The organism is Dyadobacter crusticola DSM 16708, from assembly GCF_000701505.1.
In the GTDB taxonomy this organism is placed as follows: domain Bacteria; phylum Bacteroidota; class Bacteroidia; order Cytophagales; family Spirosomataceae; genus Dyadobacter; species Dyadobacter crusticola.
On sequence record NZ_JNJB01000004.1, the window covers coordinates 377,891 to 395,385 of the forward strand.

Annotated in this window: 14 protein-coding genes; 13 read left to right on the plus strand and 1 reads right to left on the minus strand. The window is 47.4% G+C overall.

What is annotated here, in order from left to right:
* Positions 1–164 precede the first annotated feature (164 nt).
* From Q369_RS0105160 to cobA, 12 genes are all read left to right on the plus strand, one after another.
* On the plus strand, positions 165–1,886 hold the full coding sequence (locus tag Q369_RS0105160; protein WP_035333014.1) for a sodium:solute symporter family protein: 1,722 nt from the start codon (positions 165–167) through the stop codon (positions 1,884–1,886).
* 38 nt (positions 1,887–1,924) lie between these two features.
* The gene (locus tag Q369_RS0105165) at positions 1,925–3,955 is read left to right on the plus strand and encodes a glycoside hydrolase family 2 protein (protein WP_031526744.1); all 2,031 of its coding nucleotides are present in this window, start codon (positions 1,925–1,927) and stop codon (positions 3,953–3,955) included.
* A 39-nt stretch (positions 3,956–3,994) separates the two neighbouring features.
* The gene (locus tag Q369_RS0105170; protein ID WP_031526745.1) at positions 3,995–6,283 is read left to right on the plus strand and encodes an FAD-dependent oxidoreductase; all 2,289 of its coding nucleotides are present in this window, start codon (positions 3,995–3,997) and stop codon (positions 6,281–6,283) included.
* A 162-nt stretch (positions 6,284–6,445) separates the two neighbouring features.
* The gene (locus Q369_RS0105175) at positions 6,446–7,624 is read left to right on the plus strand and encodes a sulfite exporter TauE/SafE family protein (RefSeq protein WP_031526746.1); all 1,179 of its coding nucleotides are present in this window, start codon (positions 6,446–6,448) and stop codon (positions 7,622–7,624) included.
* A gap of 137 nt (positions 7,625–7,761) precedes the next feature.
* Positions 7,762–8,949 carry a trans-sulfuration enzyme family protein gene (locus Q369_RS0105180; RefSeq protein ID WP_031526747.1) on the plus strand — a complete coding sequence of 396 codons (1,188 nt, stop codon included), beginning with the start codon at positions 7,762–7,764 and terminating at the stop codon, positions 8,947–8,949.
* Between the two features lie 24 nt (positions 8,950–8,973).
* On the plus strand, positions 8,974–9,309 hold the full coding sequence (locus tag Q369_RS0105185) for a UPF0175 family protein (RefSeq protein WP_031526748.1): 336 nt from the start codon (positions 8,974–8,976) through the stop codon (positions 9,307–9,309).
* Positions 9,306–9,752 (plus strand): PIN domain-containing protein, encoded by a 447-nt coding sequence (locus Q369_RS28225; RefSeq protein WP_051663923.1) that lies wholly within the window; start codon positions 9,306–9,308, stop codon positions 9,750–9,752. The genes Q369_RS0105185 and Q369_RS28225 overlap by 4 nt, the downstream gene beginning before the upstream one ends.
* 8 nt (positions 9,753–9,760) lie before the next feature.
* Positions 9,761–10,465 (plus strand): phosphoadenylyl-sulfate reductase, encoded by a 705-nt coding sequence (locus Q369_RS0105195; RefSeq protein ID WP_031526750.1) that lies wholly within the window; start codon positions 9,761–9,763, stop codon positions 10,463–10,465.
* Between the two features lie 132 nt (positions 10,466–10,597).
* Positions 10,598–11,539 (plus strand): sulfate adenylyltransferase subunit CysD, encoded by a 942-nt coding sequence (gene cysD, locus Q369_RS0105200; RefSeq protein WP_051663924.1) that lies wholly within the window; start codon positions 10,598–10,600, stop codon positions 11,537–11,539.
* A 112-nt stretch (positions 11,540–11,651) separates the two neighbouring features.
* Complete coding sequence (locus Q369_RS0105205) at positions 11,652–12,896, plus strand: sulfate adenylyltransferase subunit 1 (RefSeq protein ID WP_031526752.1); 1,245 nt, start codon at positions 11,652–11,654, stop codon at positions 12,894–12,896.
* Between the two features lie 140 nt (positions 12,897–13,036).
* On the plus strand, positions 13,037–15,265 hold the full coding sequence (locus tag Q369_RS0105210; RefSeq protein ID WP_031526753.1) for a ferredoxin-like domain-containing protein: 2,229 nt from the start codon (positions 13,037–13,039) through the stop codon (positions 15,263–15,265).
* A gap of 71 nt (positions 15,266–15,336) precedes the next feature.
* Positions 15,337–16,101 carry a uroporphyrinogen-III C-methyltransferase gene (cobA, locus tag Q369_RS0105215; protein WP_031526754.1) on the plus strand — a complete coding sequence of 255 codons (765 nt, stop codon included), beginning with the start codon at positions 15,337–15,339 and terminating at the stop codon, positions 16,099–16,101.
* Positions 16,102–16,103: 2 nt separating this feature from the next.
* On the opposite strand, the gene Q369_RS0105220 is transcribed toward cobA, so the two are convergent.
* Positions 16,104–16,385 carry a hypothetical protein gene (locus Q369_RS0105220; protein WP_051663935.1) on the minus strand — a complete coding sequence of 94 codons (282 nt, stop codon included), beginning with the start codon at positions 16,383–16,385 and terminating at the stop codon, positions 16,104–16,106.
* Between the two features lie 164 nt (positions 16,386–16,549).
* On the opposite strand from Q369_RS0105220, the gene Q369_RS0105225 reads away from it, so the two are divergent.
* Positions 16,550–17,452 (plus strand): lysophospholipid acyltransferase family protein, encoded by a 903-nt coding sequence (locus tag Q369_RS0105225; RefSeq protein WP_031526756.1) that lies wholly within the window; start codon positions 16,550–16,552, stop codon positions 17,450–17,452.
* Positions 17,453–17,495 lie beyond the last annotated feature (43 nt).

Genomic DNA, 17,495 nt, shown 5'->3' on the forward strand with positions numbered 1-17,495 from the left:
TGCTGAGCGGAGTCGAAGCACGCCCCCAGCTTGGTACCAGGCCTTTGTCATGCTGAGCGCACCGGGCCGCCGGGCGTCGAAGCATCGTGCCTGCCCTTAGACTGCGCTCAGGGTGACAAGGCGAGAGGAGCGGCCAAATTGAAAAACCAGCATTTAAACAAAATATGAACAGCAACATTGATACTATTGTCATTCTGGTTTTCTCGGCATTTGTGCTTGGGATCGGGATGCTTTTTGCGCGGACAGGGCGAAATCTGAAATCCTTTTTTGCCGGAGGTGAGGCAGTTCCCTGGTTTATCGGGGGGCTGTCCTTGTTTATGAGTTTTTTCTCGGCAGGCACATTCGTAGCATGGGGCTCCATTGCCTACAAACACGGCTGGGTGGCGATTACCATTCAATGGACCATGTGCATTGGTGCATTGGTTACCGCACTTTACCTGGCGCCACGCTGGAAAAGAACAGGTGCGCTAACCGCCGCAGAATTCATTCGGGAAAGACTTGGCCTGCCGGTCCAGAAGACTTATATCTTCATTTTCACACTCGTTTCTGTTTTTATCAAAGGCTCGGTTCTATACCCGGTTGCCAGGCTGGTGAGTGCCTCGCTGGATCTTCCATTGGTACCGTGCACGATTGGTTTGGGGCTTTTTATGATTGCTTATACTGCGGTAGGCGGACTGTGGGCGGTGATGGTGACGGACATTCTGCAATTCGTGGTACTATCTGCCGCGGTTTTCATTCTTCTCCCATTATCCTTTGAAAAGGTAGGCGGCTGGGAAGGCTTTACACAAAATGTTCCTGACGATTTTTTCAATTTGCTAAATGGCGAATACACCTTTGGCTTCGTCCTCGCATTTGTCATTTACCACATCTGCTATATCGGCGGAAACTGGACAATGGTGCAGCGTTATACCAGCGTCGACAGCGAGAAATCAGCCAAAAAAGTGGCATTGCTATTTGCCGGATTATACCTGATCAGCCCGGTTATCTGGATGTTCCCGCCCATGATTTATAAGGCTATCAATCCCGCATTAACCGGTCTCGATACCGAAAATGCATATTTAATGATTTGCAAACTGGTGCTGCCTCCGGGGTTACTCGGCCTGATGTTGACCGGAATGTACTTTTCCACTTCCGCTAGCGCCAACACGGCCTTGAACGTGGTCTCAGCAGTTTTTACCAATGATATTTACAAAGGAATGGTCAATCCGGCGGCCTCTGACAAGCAGCTGATCCGTGTTGCGCGGGGCTCTTCCTGGTTTTTTGGTTTGGGAATGATCGGCATTGCATTGCTGGTGCCAGCGGCTGGGGGAATCGTAGAGGTAGTACTGAGCATTTCTGCCATTTCTGGCGGTCCGCTGCTTGCGCCGCCGCTCTGGGCTTTGTTTTCCAAACGATTGAATGCAAAAACCACACTTTGGGTGACTGGTATCGGGCTTCTTGTCAATCTATTCTTCAAAATCCTCTCTCCGTTACTGCTCGATTTCAAGCTTTCAAGGGGAATGGAAACGATCGTTGGAGTTGGACTGCCGCTTTTGCTTTTGTTGGCTTACGAACTTTGGGCCCGGTCGAAAAATCGCATTGCAGATGAATATTTGACCTATCTCAAAACCAAAGAACAAAAGCGTATTGATGCATTGGAAATCAATGAAGAAGAGGTAGTTGAGATCAAACGTCAGAACCGGTTTGGCTTGCAGGTCATCGCCGGAGCACTGCTTTTTACAGCAGTTATGCTGTTTATTCTGAGTCTTTTAACAACCTCAGGAGCGCTGATCACTGCTGTAATCGCAACTGTGGTTTTGTTCTCGGCATTAATCCCTTTTATAGCGTCGCGGAAAGTTAGCGTTGACGCGATCTTACCAGTTCAAGAGAATCATCCGCACGAATGAATTATTAATTAAATCCTTTTGAATCCCTTATCGCATTTATGAACAAAAAATTTAGAGCCCTGATCCTGATCATCGTTTGCTGGGCTTCTCAAAACGGCTTTGCGCAGTACCATATTAAAGATCCCGGGGCGATATCGCTGAACGGAAATTGGCTATTTGTGCTTGACCCGGCTGAGCTCGGAATTTCAAATCAATGGTATCAAGAAGGCGTCGCCAAATCGTCACGACAGGATATTGTAACCGTACCGCATTGCTTCTCGACGGATCCGCGCTTTGAATTTTACACCGGAACAGCCTGGTACCGCAAATCTTTTCCCTGGAAACCGGCTTTGGGCAAACGCGTGATCCTGCATTTTGATGCAGCGTATTACAAAACGTACGTCTGGCTCAACGGCCAGAAAGTCGGCGAGCATGAAGGTGGTTATACGCCGTTCAGCTTTGATGTAACGCCTTTACTGAAAGAAGGTAGCAATGAGCTGGTTGTCGCGGTCAACAACAATACCTGGAAAACGAACACCATTCCGGGCGTAAAGGATAATGGTGATGTCAATGATTCTTTTGTCGGCTGGGTTAATTACGGTGGGCTCATCCGCCCGGTTTACCTGACGATCGAGCCGGAGGTATATGCTGAAAATATCAAGATTGAAACTACACCGGATCTTGCCAAAAATACTGCGAGCATTACTGCCAGGATACGTGTAAAAAATGCATCTGCAAATGCAGCTTCGCCAAAAGTAGATTTTGATGTATATCAGGACAAAAAGCCGGTTGCATTGAAATGGAAGACGAAACTGACCAGCATTCCAGCCGGACAAACCGCCCTCATAGAAGCGGAAGCGACAATCCCCGCCGCGCAGGTCAAACTTTGGGACCTCGATCAGCCAAATCTATACGAACTAAAAGCAACAGTCGGTACTGATTCGATTGCATCCAATTTTGGAATACGAAAAATCGAAATCCGCAATGCGCAGATTCTGCTTAATGGAAAGCCATTGAAGGTGGGAGGCGGCAACCGGGTGCTGGATTATCCAGGTTTGGGTTCAATGGAACCGGATTGGCTGGTTGAAAAAGATTTTCGCCTGATGAAAGAAGCGGGTATGGAATTCCAGCGCCTTACGCATTATACTCCTGCCGAATATTATTACGATCTGGCTGATAAGTTCGGAATGCTGATCATCACCGAAGCGGGTAACTGGCAGCTTACAGGCAAGCAAATGGACAATGATTCCATGCGTACCAACTTCAAATCACAGTTCCGGGAAATGGCGGAGCGTGACTGGAATCACCCTAGCATTATCGCTTATAGTGTTGGTAATGAATATCTTTCAGATCAGCCAGGTGGCCAGCGGTGGACCAAAGACATGATCGCATTCGCCAGGGAGGTTGACCCTACCCGGTTGTATACTTTCGCGAGCATGCGCCTCAATGCATTGCCTGCGAAGCCAGAGGATGAAGCCAGTCAATATGTGGATTTCGTCTCGACCAACACCTATGGCGGGCATGCCAAGTCACTCGATCACATTCACAAATTATATCCCGATAAACCCGTATTCATCAGCGAATGGGGAACGCGCTCCGACGGGAAAGGCGGCGAGGCATACCAGGCGCAGCATATCCGGGACGTGATGGCCGAAGTACGCAAAAGACCTTACGTGGCCGGGACTTCCTGGTGGACTTACAATGATTATCGCAGCAAGCTTTTTGGTACCAATGTAAATGGTTTCCGACCGTGGGGGATCGTCGGCCCTGACCGTGCGCCCCGTCGCGCCTACAAAGTGCACCAGGAGGAATTGTCGCCGGTGAAGGTTGAAAAAGTAAGTTACAAATCAGGCGAATCAGGATCTAACACATTGACGATCAAGGTTACCGCTCGTGCAGACTTCCCGGCGCGCAGGATATCCGGCTACTACATTGAAACATCAAATACAAAGATTAACATCCCTGAACTAAACCCGGGCGAAAGCAGGGAAGTACTTGTTCCGGTTCTGGGCTTTGAAGGGAAATCACATATATCGATCTATAAACCAACAGGTTTCCTGGCGACGGAAGCTGAATTTACATTGGAATAAGCACATTGCTTTGAACAGTGACATGAAAAATCTAACAAAATGATACAAGAAGAAGCTTCTGCGAAAAGAGCACCCAAAACCATTGAATCTGCGGCTGATCTGGTGATTGTAGGAGGAGGATTAACGGGTACCTGCGCGGCTATCACTGCTGCGCGGGCAGGATTGAATGTGACATTGATCCAGGACAGGCCGGTTCTCGGAGGGAACTGTTCCAGCGAAGTGCGGCTTTGGATACTCGGCGCTACCTCTCACATGGGCAACAACAACCGCTGGGCCCGGGAAGGCGGCGTGATAGACGAGATTATGCTTGAAAATATCTATCGCAACCCGGACGGTAATCCACTTATTTTCGACACTGTTTTGCTCGAAAAAGTAATCCAGGAGACCAATATTACACTGCTGCTCAATACTGCGGTTTTCGATTTGGACAAAAAAACAGGTAACGGAAGTGAAAGTGACGAAATAGCGGCAGTGCATGCATTTTGCAGCCAGAACAGCACGAGATACAAGGTCTCGGCTCCATTGTTTTGTGATGCGTCTGGTGACGGGCTTGTGGGCTTTCTGGCAGGCGCGGCTTTCCGGATGGGCGCTGAGTCAATGGAAGAGTTTGGCGAGAAATTTGCGCCGGATAAAGCGTATGGAGAGTTGTTGGGGCATTCCATGTATTTTTATTCCAAAGATGTGGGCCGGCCTGTGAAGTTCATTCCCCCCTCCTATGCATTGCAGGATATCACCGAAATTCCGCGTTACAAAACCTTCAACCCGAAAGACTTTGGATGCCGGCTCTGGTGGCTGGAATTCGGCGGGAGACTGGATACGGTACACGATACTGAAAAGATCAAGTGGGAACTCTGGAAGGTTGTGTACGGAGCCTGGAACTACATTAAAAATTCAGGTGAATTTCCCGAATCGGAAAATATGACTTTGGAATGGGTGGGTACCATTCCCGGAAAACGTGAAAGCCGCCGGTTTGAGGGAGATTATATGCTTAAACAGCAGGATATTGTTGAGCAAAAAACTTTTGAAGACACAGCTGCATTCGGTGGTTGGAGTCTTGACTTGCACCCCGCCGACGGTGTATACAGCGATCAGTCGGGTTGTAATCAGTGGCACAGCAAAGGCGTTTACAGCATTCCTTACCGCTGCTATTACAGCCGGAACATTAGTAACCTATTTATCGCCGGCCGCATTATCAGTGCCACCCACGTTGCATTTGCGTCCACCCGCGTAATGGCGACGAGCGCGGTTGGCGGACAAGCGGTAGGGATTGCAGCGGCACTCGCGAAGAAGTATGGTTGCACACCACGCGAAGTGGGCACGCAGCACTTGCAAGAGTACCAGCTTGAACTTTGGAGATCAGGGCAGTATCTGCCGCAAACGCAGGTAGAAGACCAGGCTGATCTTGTCCGGAACGCTGCGCATATTTCGGCTTCTTCTGCGCTGCAACTTATATCTGTTCCGGGTTCGGATCACTGGGCTCCGATAGTGCATTCGGTAGGGCAAATGTTACCGGTAAACGGCCAGATGCCCAATATGAAGGTCTGGGTGGAAGTTTTGGAAAACACCACGTTGGATGTGGAGTTACGGAGAAGCAGCAAAGCTTTTAACCACACGCCGGATGTAACCATTGAGACAAAATCTCTAACCCTCACTCCTGGAAAGCAAGGAATAGAGCTGGAATGGAACGCCCGCTTTGACGAAGAATGCTATGCTTTTATCTGTTTTTTGAAGAATGAGAAAGTCAAAATACAATACAGCGAAAAGCGGGTAACCGGAGTTTTAACGGTTTTCAATGCGACAAACCCGGCTGTTTCAAACTACGGAAAACAGGAGCCGACCGAGGATCTTGGCGTTGATACCTTCGAATTCTGGTGCCCGCAGCGCAGACCGGAAGGCAGAAATCTCGCATTTGAGCTAAGTGTGCCGCTCACTGCATTTGAACCAAACAACCTTAAAAACGGACTGCACCGCCCCGTCGCTGCGCCGAATGCGTGGGTTTCCGACTTTACAGATAATGCTCCGTACGTAACCATTGAATGGAATGAAGAAGTTAAAATCAACCGAGTAGAGCTGGTTTTTGACACGGACTTTGACCACCCGATGGAGAATGTGATCTACGTTCACCCCGAGAATATAATGCCATTTTGTGTGTCAGAAATCGAGATTACCGACGATCATGGAAACGTAATTGGCCATATTGCCAACAATCACCAGACCCGACGAAGTATACAATTGGGAAAACCTGCTAACACAAAATCCATTAAAGTGAGAATGCAAAGCAGCTACGAGAATGTACCTGCGGCCCTTTTCGAAGTACGTTGCTACTGACTCTAAGAGCGTACAATCACATCATCTGAGAAGCAAGGAGACAGCCTTTCGAGAAGACTGTCTCCTGCGTCTTTTTGGCAGGCACTCTCCTTTGAAAATTAACAATTTGAAATTACCTTTGCAGCCTTAGATACTCTACAAAAATAGTATAGTTAATAGACTTTGAAGGAAGCGGCGGATTATACACCCTCATCTGAAACCAACGCAGCAAACGACTGGGAGTCGCTCGACGTAGCTTATATCGCGAGCGGAAATCCCGATGAAGATCGCCGGCTGGCTGCGATTGCACGGAAGAAAGGACAGGTGGTTTACCTGCCGGACCTGCCGGGGGAATCGGACTTGCCTTTCAATAAGCTTGCAGCAAGTACCGCTTCTCAAACGCCGGCAAATCCGCAGATTCATCCCACGCGCACTCCCCTCACCTGGGAAACGATCCAGCAAAAAGTTTGGGCGGCAACAGTCCGCAAACGTACCAGGACCGAAGTGGCTGTTAATATATTCTCGGCGGTTGCATTAATGGTGCTGGGGCATCTGCTATTTACATTTTTCACTTACGACCGCCTTACTGTTCTCTGGAATGAGCTGGAAATCAATGAGAACTTCTTCTACTATGTACTCGGGGGATTCGTTGCCCAGATGATCGACGGTGCGCTGGGAATGGCTTACGGCGTTACAGCTGCTACTTTTCTGCTGACATTGGGCGTGCCGCCTTCGGCTGTAAGTGCGAGTGTGCACAGCTCTGAAATATTCACCAGCGGGGTTTCGGGGTATATGCACCTGAAATTTGGAAACGTCAACAGCAAACTATTCAAGAAGATCCTATTTCCGGGTGTGCTCGGTGCGATTACCGGCGCTTACCTGCTGTCTTCTCTCGAACAATATATTTATATCATCAAGCCGCTCGTGGCGGTTTACACGCTGATACTGGGAATTCTTATCATTCAGAAAGCGTTAAAAAAGCGGGTTGAAAAGCGGCCGATCAAGAAAATAGGCTGGCTCGCAATGGCAGGCGGTACGCTTGATTCTATTGGAGGCGGTGGCTGGGGACCAATTGTAACTTCCACGCTGATTGCAAGAGGTCGTCACCCTAAATACACCATTGGCTCTGTGAACCTTGCGGAGTTCTTTGTGTCGCTGGCGAGCTCGGTAACGTTTATCAGCATTATCGGTTTTTCGCATTGGCAGGTAGTCCTCGGACTGATACTCGGCGGAATGGTAGCCGCCCCGATCGCCGCAACGCTTTCAAGAAAGTTACCGATCAAAACCATGATGATTATGGTGGGCACCATTGTTATTATTGTGAGTTTGAGGATTATATATATGGTTTTGAGTAGCCTTTAAAGGCTGTCGGCTATCAGCTGTCGGCTTTGTGGGTCAGAATTTTTATAGATTTAGTTGTCAAAAATTTAATAGTGCTTATAGGAAAAGGGATACGGATCTAGCGCCGATAACCGACAGCCGAAAGCCGAAGTTCTCCAATGAAAAAACAAACCAAAGCAATCCGTACGCAAACGGCTAAGACCAAGTACCGCGAACATTCCACTCCGCTGTTCCTGACAAGCAGCTTCACTTTTGAAAGTGCTGAACAAGGAAAGGCTCTTTTTGAGGAAACTGAAGAAGGTAACATTTACAGCAGGTTCTCCAATCCGAGCGTTCAGGAGTTTGTGGACAAAGTTTGTATCCTGGAAGATTGTGAAGATGGTGTTGCAACTGCTACGGGAATGGCGGCGGTTTTTGCGAGTATGGCAGCTTTGTTGAAAAGTGGCGATCACATTCTGGCCTGCCGCGCATTGTTCGGCTCTGCACATCAGGTAATTACCCAAATTTTGAGCAAATGGGGAATTACACATACTTACCTGGATTCGGATGCAACGGAGGCTGATTGGGAAGCAGCTGTACAGCCGAATACACGCATGATTTACCTGGAAACACCATCCAATCCCGGCTTGGACCTGGTAGACCTGGCGATGATCGGCCGCATTTGCAAAAAACACAATATCATATTCAATGTAGACAACTGCTTTGCCTCACCAGCTCTGCAAACTCCCGCAGAGTACGGCGCAGACCTCGTTTTGCATTCAGCTACCAAGTTCATGGATGGACAAGGCCGTGTGTTGGGTGGAATTGTTGTAGGTAAGAAGGAATATATCAAAGAATTGCGGTTTTTCTGTCGCCAGACTGGTCCGTCAATGTCTCCATTCAATGCGTGGGTTTTGAGCAAAAGTCTTGAAACGCTCAACCTGAGAATGGAAAAACATGCGGCGAATGCATTGCAGCTTGCCACGGCATTGGAAAAACATCCGGACGTGAAGCAGGTGAAGTATCCATTCCTGGCATCACACCCGCAGCACGAGCTGGCAAAACAGCAAATGAAAGCAGGCGGCGCGATCGTGACCATTGAACTCGAAGGCGGGTTTGAAAGGGTCGCCGCATTCATGGACGCACTTGAAATTGCATCCCTGTCTTCTAACCTGGGTGATACGAGAACAATCGTGACAAACCCGAACACAACGACTCATGCAAAACTGAAACCGGAGGAGAAAAAAGCATTGGGTATTACCCCTGGTTTGATCCGTATTTCAGTAGGATTAGAAGATATCGAAGACCTGATCGAAGATTTCACGCACGCCGTCGAGGTGTCGGTGAAAAGTGATATATTAGAGTAGGAATTAACTTAAACTACTATACAAATGCACACTGTAATTATTGAAATACCGGATGAATTGAGCAGTCAGGAAGTTTCACTTTCTATTGCAAGGCAGCTCTATGAGAAAGAACTCGTGTCTGCAGAGCAAGCTGCAAAATTGGCTGGTATTGAGGAGAAAGACTTTATGTCAAGTGAGTTCCCGAAAGATCGTGCTGAATCTTGGTCTAAGATCAAATACAGGACGGCGGAGAAAGCATTGCAAGAGCAGGTCAAGAAACAGGGCTATACTGGCTTAAATAAGGAAGAGATGGATAGACTGAGGGACGAACTGGACATACAGGAGCCACTTGAACTACTTTTTTCGCAATTGACGAGATGAAGTATGTACTGGATACAAACATCATTTTATCCTATTTCAGAAAGCATTCCTCCTGGTACAGGATTGAAGAAACTTACGGCATTTTTGACCCGGGAACGCAAGTAGTGATTCCCGCAATGATAATAGGTGAATTGCGATCTCTTGCCATTCAGAATGGCTGGGGAACCCTGAAAATTGATAAGCTGGAAAAACTAATTACGCAATTTATTCCACTTTTTGACTTGACTGATGACATTGTTCATCGTTACGCAGAAATCGATGCATTCAGTCAGGGAAGGTTGCCGGGGACTAGGCTGGATTGTTCAGCAAGGAATATGGGCAAGAATGATTTGTGGATTGCGGCGGTGGCGAGTACGCTTAATGCGACCCTGATTACCACTGACGAAGATTTTGATCATTTGAATAACCAGTTCTTGAACGTTGCCCGATTTGATTTGATATAATTTACACCATGAACGAAGCAATAATATCATCTTTAAACGCTGCTATCGAAGGCAAAAGTGAAACTGAGTCGCTGGCGATTCTGGCTGACCTTTTTCCTGGAGAAGTCGTGTTTTCGACCAGCCTGGGGTATGAGGATCAGGTGATTACTGATTTGATTTTAAAGAACAATCTGAATATCACGATTTTCACATTGGATACCGGCCGGCTTTTCAGCGAAACTTATATGACGCTGCAAAAGACAAATAACCGGTACGACACGAAGATCAAGGTATATTATCCGCAAACGACTGCCGCAGAGCAATTGGTCAGTACCAAAGGCCCGCTGAGCTTTTACGATTCGGTGGAGAACAGAAAGGAATGCTGCTTTATCCGTAAGGTAGAGCCTTTGAACCGTGCTTTAAAAGGTGCTAAGATTTGGGTAACAGGTATTCGTGCTGAGCAATCGGGCAACCGCCACGATATGCCCCAACTGGAATGGGACGAAGCGCATCAGCTGGTAAAATTCCATCCGATTTTGAATTGGAATTTTGAAGAAGTGAAACACTACGTGAAATCAAACGGGATTCCCTATAATCCGCTGCACGACAAAGGATTTGTAAGTATCGGCTGTGCGCCTTGTACCAGGGCGATCCAAGAGGGCGAAGATTTCCGGGCCGGACGCTGGTGGTGGGAAGACGAATCGAAAAAGGAGTGCGGGCTGCATGCGAAGTAAGTTTTGGGCTGTCGGCAATCAGCCGTCGGCTATCGGCTTTTTGCTTTATACAATATATCCGGCATAAGTGCTGACGGCCGATTGCCGACAGCCGACAGCCAAATAATTTCTTGCAAGAAAAATTAAACAACCATGTCAATTTCAGTCAATGAGGCTTCGGTAGGAGCGGAAAAGAAAGCTCCGGATTACCTGGATCAGCTTGAAGCAGAAGCCATTTACATTATGCGCGAGGTAGCGGGACAGTTTGAACGCCCCGCACTGCTTTTTTCAGGTGGGAAGGACTCTATTACGCTGGTCCATCTTGCGCAAAAAGCATTTGCTCCCGGAAAAATCCCCTTTCCGCTGGTACACGTGGATACCGGCCATAATTTCATTGAAGCAATTGAATACCGCGATGAGCTTGCTGAGAAAATCGGCGCAAAGCTGATCGTGAGATATGTGGAAGATACTATTAAAGTAAAAGGACTGAAAGAGCAAACCGGCAAGAATGCAAGCCGCAACTGGCTGCAAACCTTTACTTTGCTTGACACGATTGAAGAATTTGAATTTGATGCCTGCATTGGCGGAGCCCGCCGGGACGAGGAAAAAGCGCGTGCAAAAGAGCGCATTTTCTCTTTCCGGGATGAATTCGGGCAATGGGACCCGAAACGCCAGCGTCCTGAATTGTGGAACCTGTTTAACGGAAGAATTCAGAAAGGTGAAAACGTACGCGTATTTCCAATTTCCAACTGGACTGAGCTGGACGTGTGGGCTTATCTGAAAAGAGAAGGTATTAAGCTTCCTTCCATCTACTTCGCCCACGAAAGAGAGCTGATTTTGCGCGACGGCAAATTGCTTAATAATACGCCCGTCATCGAAAGCGACCCCGAAGATCAGATCGTAACGCGTCAGGTACGTTTCCGTACAGTCGGCGATATGACTTGCACGGCGGCGGTAGAATCAAGCGCAGCAACCCTGGATGAAGTAATTGCTGAAATTACAATCTCACGGATCAGCGAAAGAGGCGAAACCCGCATCGACGACCAGCAGACAGAAGCTGCGATGGAAGATCGTAAAAAGGGAGGGTATTTTTAAAGAAGAGGAAAGGGCCCTTCGACCGCGCTCAGGGTGACACGCTTCGACTGCGCTCAGCATGACAAAAGGTGTCATTCACTCATTCAATCATTCAATCATTCAAAATTAAACCGTGGATTTACTAAGATTTATAACAGCAGGATCGGTTGACGATGGGAAAAGTACCTTGATTGGCCGCTTGCTGTTTGATACAAAAAATATCCTGGCTGATCAGATGGAAGCCATTGAGCGTGCCAGCAAGACGCGAAATGCGGGTGAGATCGACCTCGCATTGCTGACGGACGGACTTCGGTCTGAGCGTGAGCAAGGAATTACCATTGATGTAGCTTACAAATATTTCCAGACGCCAAACCGTAAGTTTATCAGTATCGACGCACCGGGCCACATTCAGTATACCAGAAATATGGTAACGGGCGCTTCCAATGCAGACCTGGCTATCATTCTGGTTGACGCGCGCCACGGTGTGGTGGAACAAACACGCAGACACTCGCTGATTGCCTCAATGCTGGGGATACCGCACGTGATCGTGGCTATCAACAAAATGGACCTGGTTGGAAACTCAGAAGATGCGTTTCTTGAAATCGCGAAATCCTATCAGGAACTTGCCCAGAAATTGGCGATCAAAGACCTGACGATCATTCCTGTAAGTGCATTGAATGGCGATAATATCGTAGACAGATCCACCAGCATGAATTGGTATACCGGCGAAACATTGCTTTCGGTCCTGGAAACTGTTAACGTATTGAAAGACCAGAATCTGGAAGACGGGCGCTTTGCGGTACAATATGTAATCCGTCCGCAAACTGACGAACTGCACGATTACCGCGGCTATGCCGGACGGGTTCAAAGCGGCAGCTTCAAAAAGGGCGATTTGATTAAAGTTTTGCCTTCTGAGCAAGAATCTAAAATCGCTAAAATCGAATTTGGCGGAAACGAAATAGAGGAAGCCTCTGTTCTAGAATCTGTAACGATATTGCTGGAAGACGATATCGATATCAGCCGCGGAGATACCATCGTTTCATTGAACAATGCGCCTATCGTGAGCCAGGACATTGAAGCGCTGGTTTGCTGGATGGACGACAGGAAGCCGCTGAAAGCAGGAAGCAAATACATTTTACAACACGGTACTGCCCGCTCCCGCTGTTCAATCCGTGACATTGAATATCAGATCGATATCAACTCTTACGAAAAGATCGACGAAGTTGACAGCTTGAAGCTGAATGACGTTGCAAGGATTATACTAAGAACAGCCCAGCCGATAGCTTACGATCCCTACCAGAAAAACCGCGCAAACGGCGCAGCAATTCTGATCGACGAGACATCAAATGTGACTGTTGGGGCCTGCATGATTGAGTAACCCTTAGACCGCCCGGCGGCCAGGTGCACTCAGGGCGACAAAGCCGAAGCAATTGTCAGGCTGAGCGTAGTCGAAGCCCTTTCACGGCGACCAAAAATATACTATTCCGATAGACGTTTAGAATACCCAGAATATCAACCATGAGCGAAATCATCATCTCTGACAAAGTATCCGCCGTTGCAAAGCGTGATATCATTGATTTGAACAACAAAATCAATGCATTTAATACGGGTGAAACACCGGAAGAAGCATTCCGCAAGTTTCGTCTGACACGCGGTGTATACGGTCAGCGCCAGCCTGGTGTGCAAATGATCCGTATTAAACTACCTTACGGGCGTATCACTGCCGACCAGCTTGTCCGCATTGCGGATACTTCCGACAAATTCGCGACCGGAAACCTGCACGCGACCACGCGCCAGGATATTCAGCTGCACTTCGTAAAGCTTGCGGATTCACCACAATTGTGGGCGGACCTGGAAGATGCGGGAATTACGCTGAAAGAGGCTTGTGGAAACACGATTCGCAATGTAACTGCGTCCTCTATCGCAGGTATTGATCCGGATGAGCCTTTCGATGTAACCCCGCTTACCCATTCGATTTTCCAATATTTCCTCCGCAATCCGATCAATCAGGATATGGGAAGGAAATTCAAGATAGCGGTATCCTCTTCCGAAAAAGACTCTGCGCTTGCATTCATTCACGATGTTGGATTGATTGCCAAAATGGGTGTTAATGAAGCTGGCGAGCCTGTAAAAGGCTTTAAAGTGCTGATCGGAGGCGGCTTGGGTGCGCAACCTTTCTCAGCACAAACGGCTTTTGAGTTCCTCGAAGAAAAAGATGTAATTCCTTTTATAGAAGCATTGCTCCGCGTTTTCGACCGGTACGGAGAACGCGTGCGCCGCCACAAGGCACGTATGAAGTTTCTTCTGAATGACCTTGGTCTTGAAGAAATGATGGCGCGCGTAGAAGAACAACGCGTTGCTTTGAAAAACAAAGTTTTTACCATTCCTGAGGACCTTTTTGGCACCAAAGAAATCGAGTCGATCACTTATGCGCCTCGCCCTTCATTGAGCGAAGCTGAAATTTTGAAGATTGCAGCGGAAAGCATTGAGGCTGATAAATTGGACATCTTCACAAAATGGCTGCGCACCAACACTTTTGAACAAAAACAAAAAGGCTGGTATGCAGTGCAATTGCGGGTATTACTGGGAGATATGAACTCCAATATCGCCCGCAGCCTGGCTGATGTTGTACGCAAGTACGCAGCCGACGATATCCGCGTAACAGTAAACCAAGGCTATATTCTCCGTTTTGTGAAAGGTGAAGACCTGGTTGCGATTTACCACGAACTGGCTAAGCTTGGACTGGTTACTCCTGGTTTTGACAGTACAATGGACATTACTACCTGCCCGGGTACGGATACCTGTAACCTGGCGATTTCCAGCAGCTACGGAATTACCCGTGTACTGGAAGATGTAATGCGTGACGAATACCCTGAAATGATTTACAATCAGGATATTAAGATTAAAATCAGCGGCTGTATGAATGGCTGCGGGCAGCATAATGCATCTAACATCGGTTTCCACGGAAGCTCGATCAAAAATGGCAAGCTGGTGCTTCCTGCATTGCAGGTACTGCTGGGCGGCGGCTTTACAGGCGACGGTATTGGGCTGATCGGCGATAAGGTGATCAAGGTACCTACGAAACGCGGCCCGGAAGCTTTAAGGATGCTTTTTGATGATTACGAAGCCAATGCATTTGACGGTGAGTATTACAATCAATACTACCAACGCCAGACCAAGAATTACTTTTTCCAACTGCTGAAACCACTCGCTGACCTCTCGACATTACAAGACGACGATTACCGCGACTGGGACCACGATGAATTGTTCAAAACAGAAATCGGTGTAGGTGAATGCGCGAGCGTACTGGTTGACCTGGTTGCTACGACGATCACAGAAGGTCAGGAAAAGTTGAACCTGGCAAAAGAGAATTTTGAGTCTGGTATCTGGGCGGATGCCATTTACCACGCGTATAATGTGCTTATTACTGGTGCAAAGGGATTGTTGATGACGAAAGATGTAAATACCAACACGCAATATGGTATTGTCAACGATTTCGAAACGAATTTCGGACAGGATTTCAAGTACGAAACACCTGCTGAATTTCTGCTTCCTGAAAAAGCCGAGACTCCATTCAAATCGCTGGCTTTCAGTATCAATAAATTTGAACCGACGGAGGCATTTGCAACTTACTTTATCAGTACTGCTGCTCAGTTCCTCGATTTTGTCAGAAATACCCGCGAAAGCCAGCTTGCAGAAACAGGCGAACCGGTATTGCAGGAGCTTTCATTCGGAAAAGATAGTTAAAACGGCTTTCAGCAGTCGGCAGTCGGCTCGAAAAGTTGATAGCCGATTGCCGACAGCCGAAGTTCTCAGATATGAAACTTACATTAATCGGTGCAGGGCCGGGAGATCCGGACTTGATCACCTTAAAGGGAGTTAAGGCGCTGCAAAAAGCCAAAGTCGTATTATACGATTCCCTTGCTCATCCCGCTCTTCTTGATTATTGCCCAGACGATTGCATTAAGATTCTCGTAGGTAAACGCTTTGGCAAAACCAGCTGCGGACAGGATGAAATCAATGACCTGATCGTAGAGAAAGCAATGCAGTACGGGGAAGTCGTGCGTCTTAAAGGCGGCGATTCTTTCATCTTCGGCCGCGGCTATGAGGAAGTGATTTTTGCTGCGGAACATGGGATCGAATCAGAGATCATTCCCGGCATTTCCAGTAGCTATGCGGTTCCTGCACTGGCCGGGATTCCGCTGACTTCACGTGGTGTAAGTGAAAGTTTTTGGGTGATAACAGGCACTACCAAAGCGCACGAGCTCTCAAAGGACCTGCATTTAGCTGCGCAATCTTCTGCAACCGTGGTAGTACTGATGGGGCTTCACAAGCTGGAAGAGATCGTGGAAATGTATTCAGGATTGAACAAAATGGACGAGCCTGTTGCGATCATTCAAAATGGCACACTGGAAAACCAGAAGGTAGTTACCGGTAAAATCAGTAACATTCTGCCGCTTTCAAAAGTGAGTGAGATCGGCTCTCCCGCCATCATGGTAATTGGAAAAGTAGCCGCTTTACCAGATTTATCAATTCAGAAGGTAAAGGAAATGATGCAGCGGAGCAACTCCGTTACAGGCTGAGGTCAGAGCAGCCTGATCAACCAGTTCAGATCAACAACGCTCCCCTTTTGGTGAAATTCAAGAAAATAGATAATCCCCGCTAAAATCACGTAGCTGATAAATAGCCACTTCTTTTTGATCTCGTACTGATCGTGATGGTGAAAATAATCGTAAACCATCGCAGCTGTGAACCCGAAGATCATCAATGCAAAAGAAAGCAGCCCACAATCCTGCCGGTACTGCATATAGGTATGCAATGCAGGTGCGCCCAGAATCAGGTACAGCAGCCACATACCGAAGCCCATTCTGTACAGGTACACGCTCAGGCGGCGATCATTTTTGATGTCAAATAATCCTTCCAAAACAGTCTACGCAAGTGTTTGAAAGAGTGAATCTAACAAAATTTACGAACAAAGGCAACGTTTCGTTTATACATAATATATAGTTATTATTGTATAAAATTGTTTTAATGAAGCAACCCTTCTCGAAATTACTTTTCGTAGTACTGAATCAGATTTCCCTTTTATCATGGAAAAACGCGTACCGGCTCTCTGATTTTCTTTGCTGGTCGATCTTTCAGGTTGCTGGCTATCGAAAGAAGATAATCTATGAGAATTTACAAAAGAGCTTTCCTGATAAGACGGAAGCGGAGCTGAGCTGCATTGTAAAAGCTTTTCACCTGCATTTCACAGATCTGATCGTTGAAACGATCAAATTCAAGACTGCTACGCCGCAATGCGTTCGCGAGCGACTGCAAGGTGATATCAGCGTAATGGACCATTATTACTCCGATAAACGGAATATCATCTACCTCATGGGGCACCGGGGCAACTGGGAGCTTGCCAATCTTTTCTCCTCTCTTTGCTTTACCCACGAATGCATTGTCGTATACCGGCCACTGCAAAATGAGGCTTCTGACAAATGGTTTCGCGATCTTCGCACGCGGTTTGGCGCAGTGCTGGTGTCGATGGACAACATCTTTAAAGAACTTCAGAAACCACGCGAAAAGCCGTACGTCGTGGTGCTCGCAAACGATCAATCACCCAATCCTAAAACCGCATTCTGGACGCAATTTCTGAATCAGGATACGGGCGTTTTCAGAGGAGTGGAAACCATTGCGAGAAGGTACAACCTCACGGTACTTTATGCAGATTTTATCAAAGTCGCTAACAAAAGAGGCTATTACAAGGTAAATATCTGCACCATTACAGATTGCCCCAAAGAAATTCCCAACAATGCAATCCTCGAAAAGCAGCTCCGGATTTTGGAGCAGAATATAGAAATGCAGCCGCATAACTGGCTGTGGAGCCACCGGAGATGGAAACATACCAGGCCAGAAAACCTGAAACCGGAACAGATATTACGACAATAAACACCTGATAGCTTTCAAAATCTGACCGGAACTATTTCTTTTG

Coding starts and splice junctions, on each gene's coding strand:
- Q369_RS0105160 (WP_035333014.1), top strand. CDS start 165: ATGAACAGCAACATTGATACTATTGTCATTCTGGTTTTCTCGGCATTT.
- Q369_RS0105165 (WP_031526744.1), top strand. CDS start 1,925: ATGAACAAAAAATTTAGAGCCCTGATCCTGATCATCGTTTGCTGGGCT.
- Q369_RS0105170 (WP_031526745.1), top strand. CDS start 3,995: ATGATACAAGAAGAAGCTTCTGCGAAAAGAGCACCCAAAACCATTGAA.
- Q369_RS0105180 (WP_031526747.1), top strand. CDS start 7,762: ATGAAAAAACAAACCAAAGCAATCCGTACGCAAACGGCTAAGACCAAG.
- Q369_RS0105185 (WP_031526748.1), top strand. CDS start 8,974: ATGCACACTGTAATTATTGAAATACCGGATGAATTGAGCAGTCAGGAA.
- Q369_RS28225 (WP_051663923.1), top strand. CDS start 9,306: ATGAAGTATGTACTGGATACAAACATCATTTTATCCTATTTCAGAAAG.
- Q369_RS0105195 (WP_031526750.1), top strand. CDS start 9,761: ATGAACGAAGCAATAATATCATCTTTAAACGCTGCTATCGAAGGCAAA.
- cysD (WP_051663924.1), top strand. CDS start 10,598: ATGTCAATTTCAGTCAATGAGGCTTCGGTAGGAGCGGAAAAGAAAGCT.
- Q369_RS0105210 (WP_031526753.1), top strand. CDS start 13,037: ATGAGCGAAATCATCATCTCTGACAAAGTATCCGCCGTTGCAAAGCGT.
- cobA (WP_031526754.1), top strand. CDS start 15,337: ATGAAACTTACATTAATCGGTGCAGGGCCGGGAGATCCGGACTTGATC.
- Q369_RS0105220 (WP_051663935.1), bottom strand. CDS start 16,385: ATGGGCTTCGGTATGTGGCTGCTGTACCTGATTCTGGGCGCACCTGCA.
- Q369_RS0105225 (WP_031526756.1), top strand. CDS start 16,550: ATGAAGCAACCCTTCTCGAAATTACTTTTCGTAGTACTGAATCAGATT.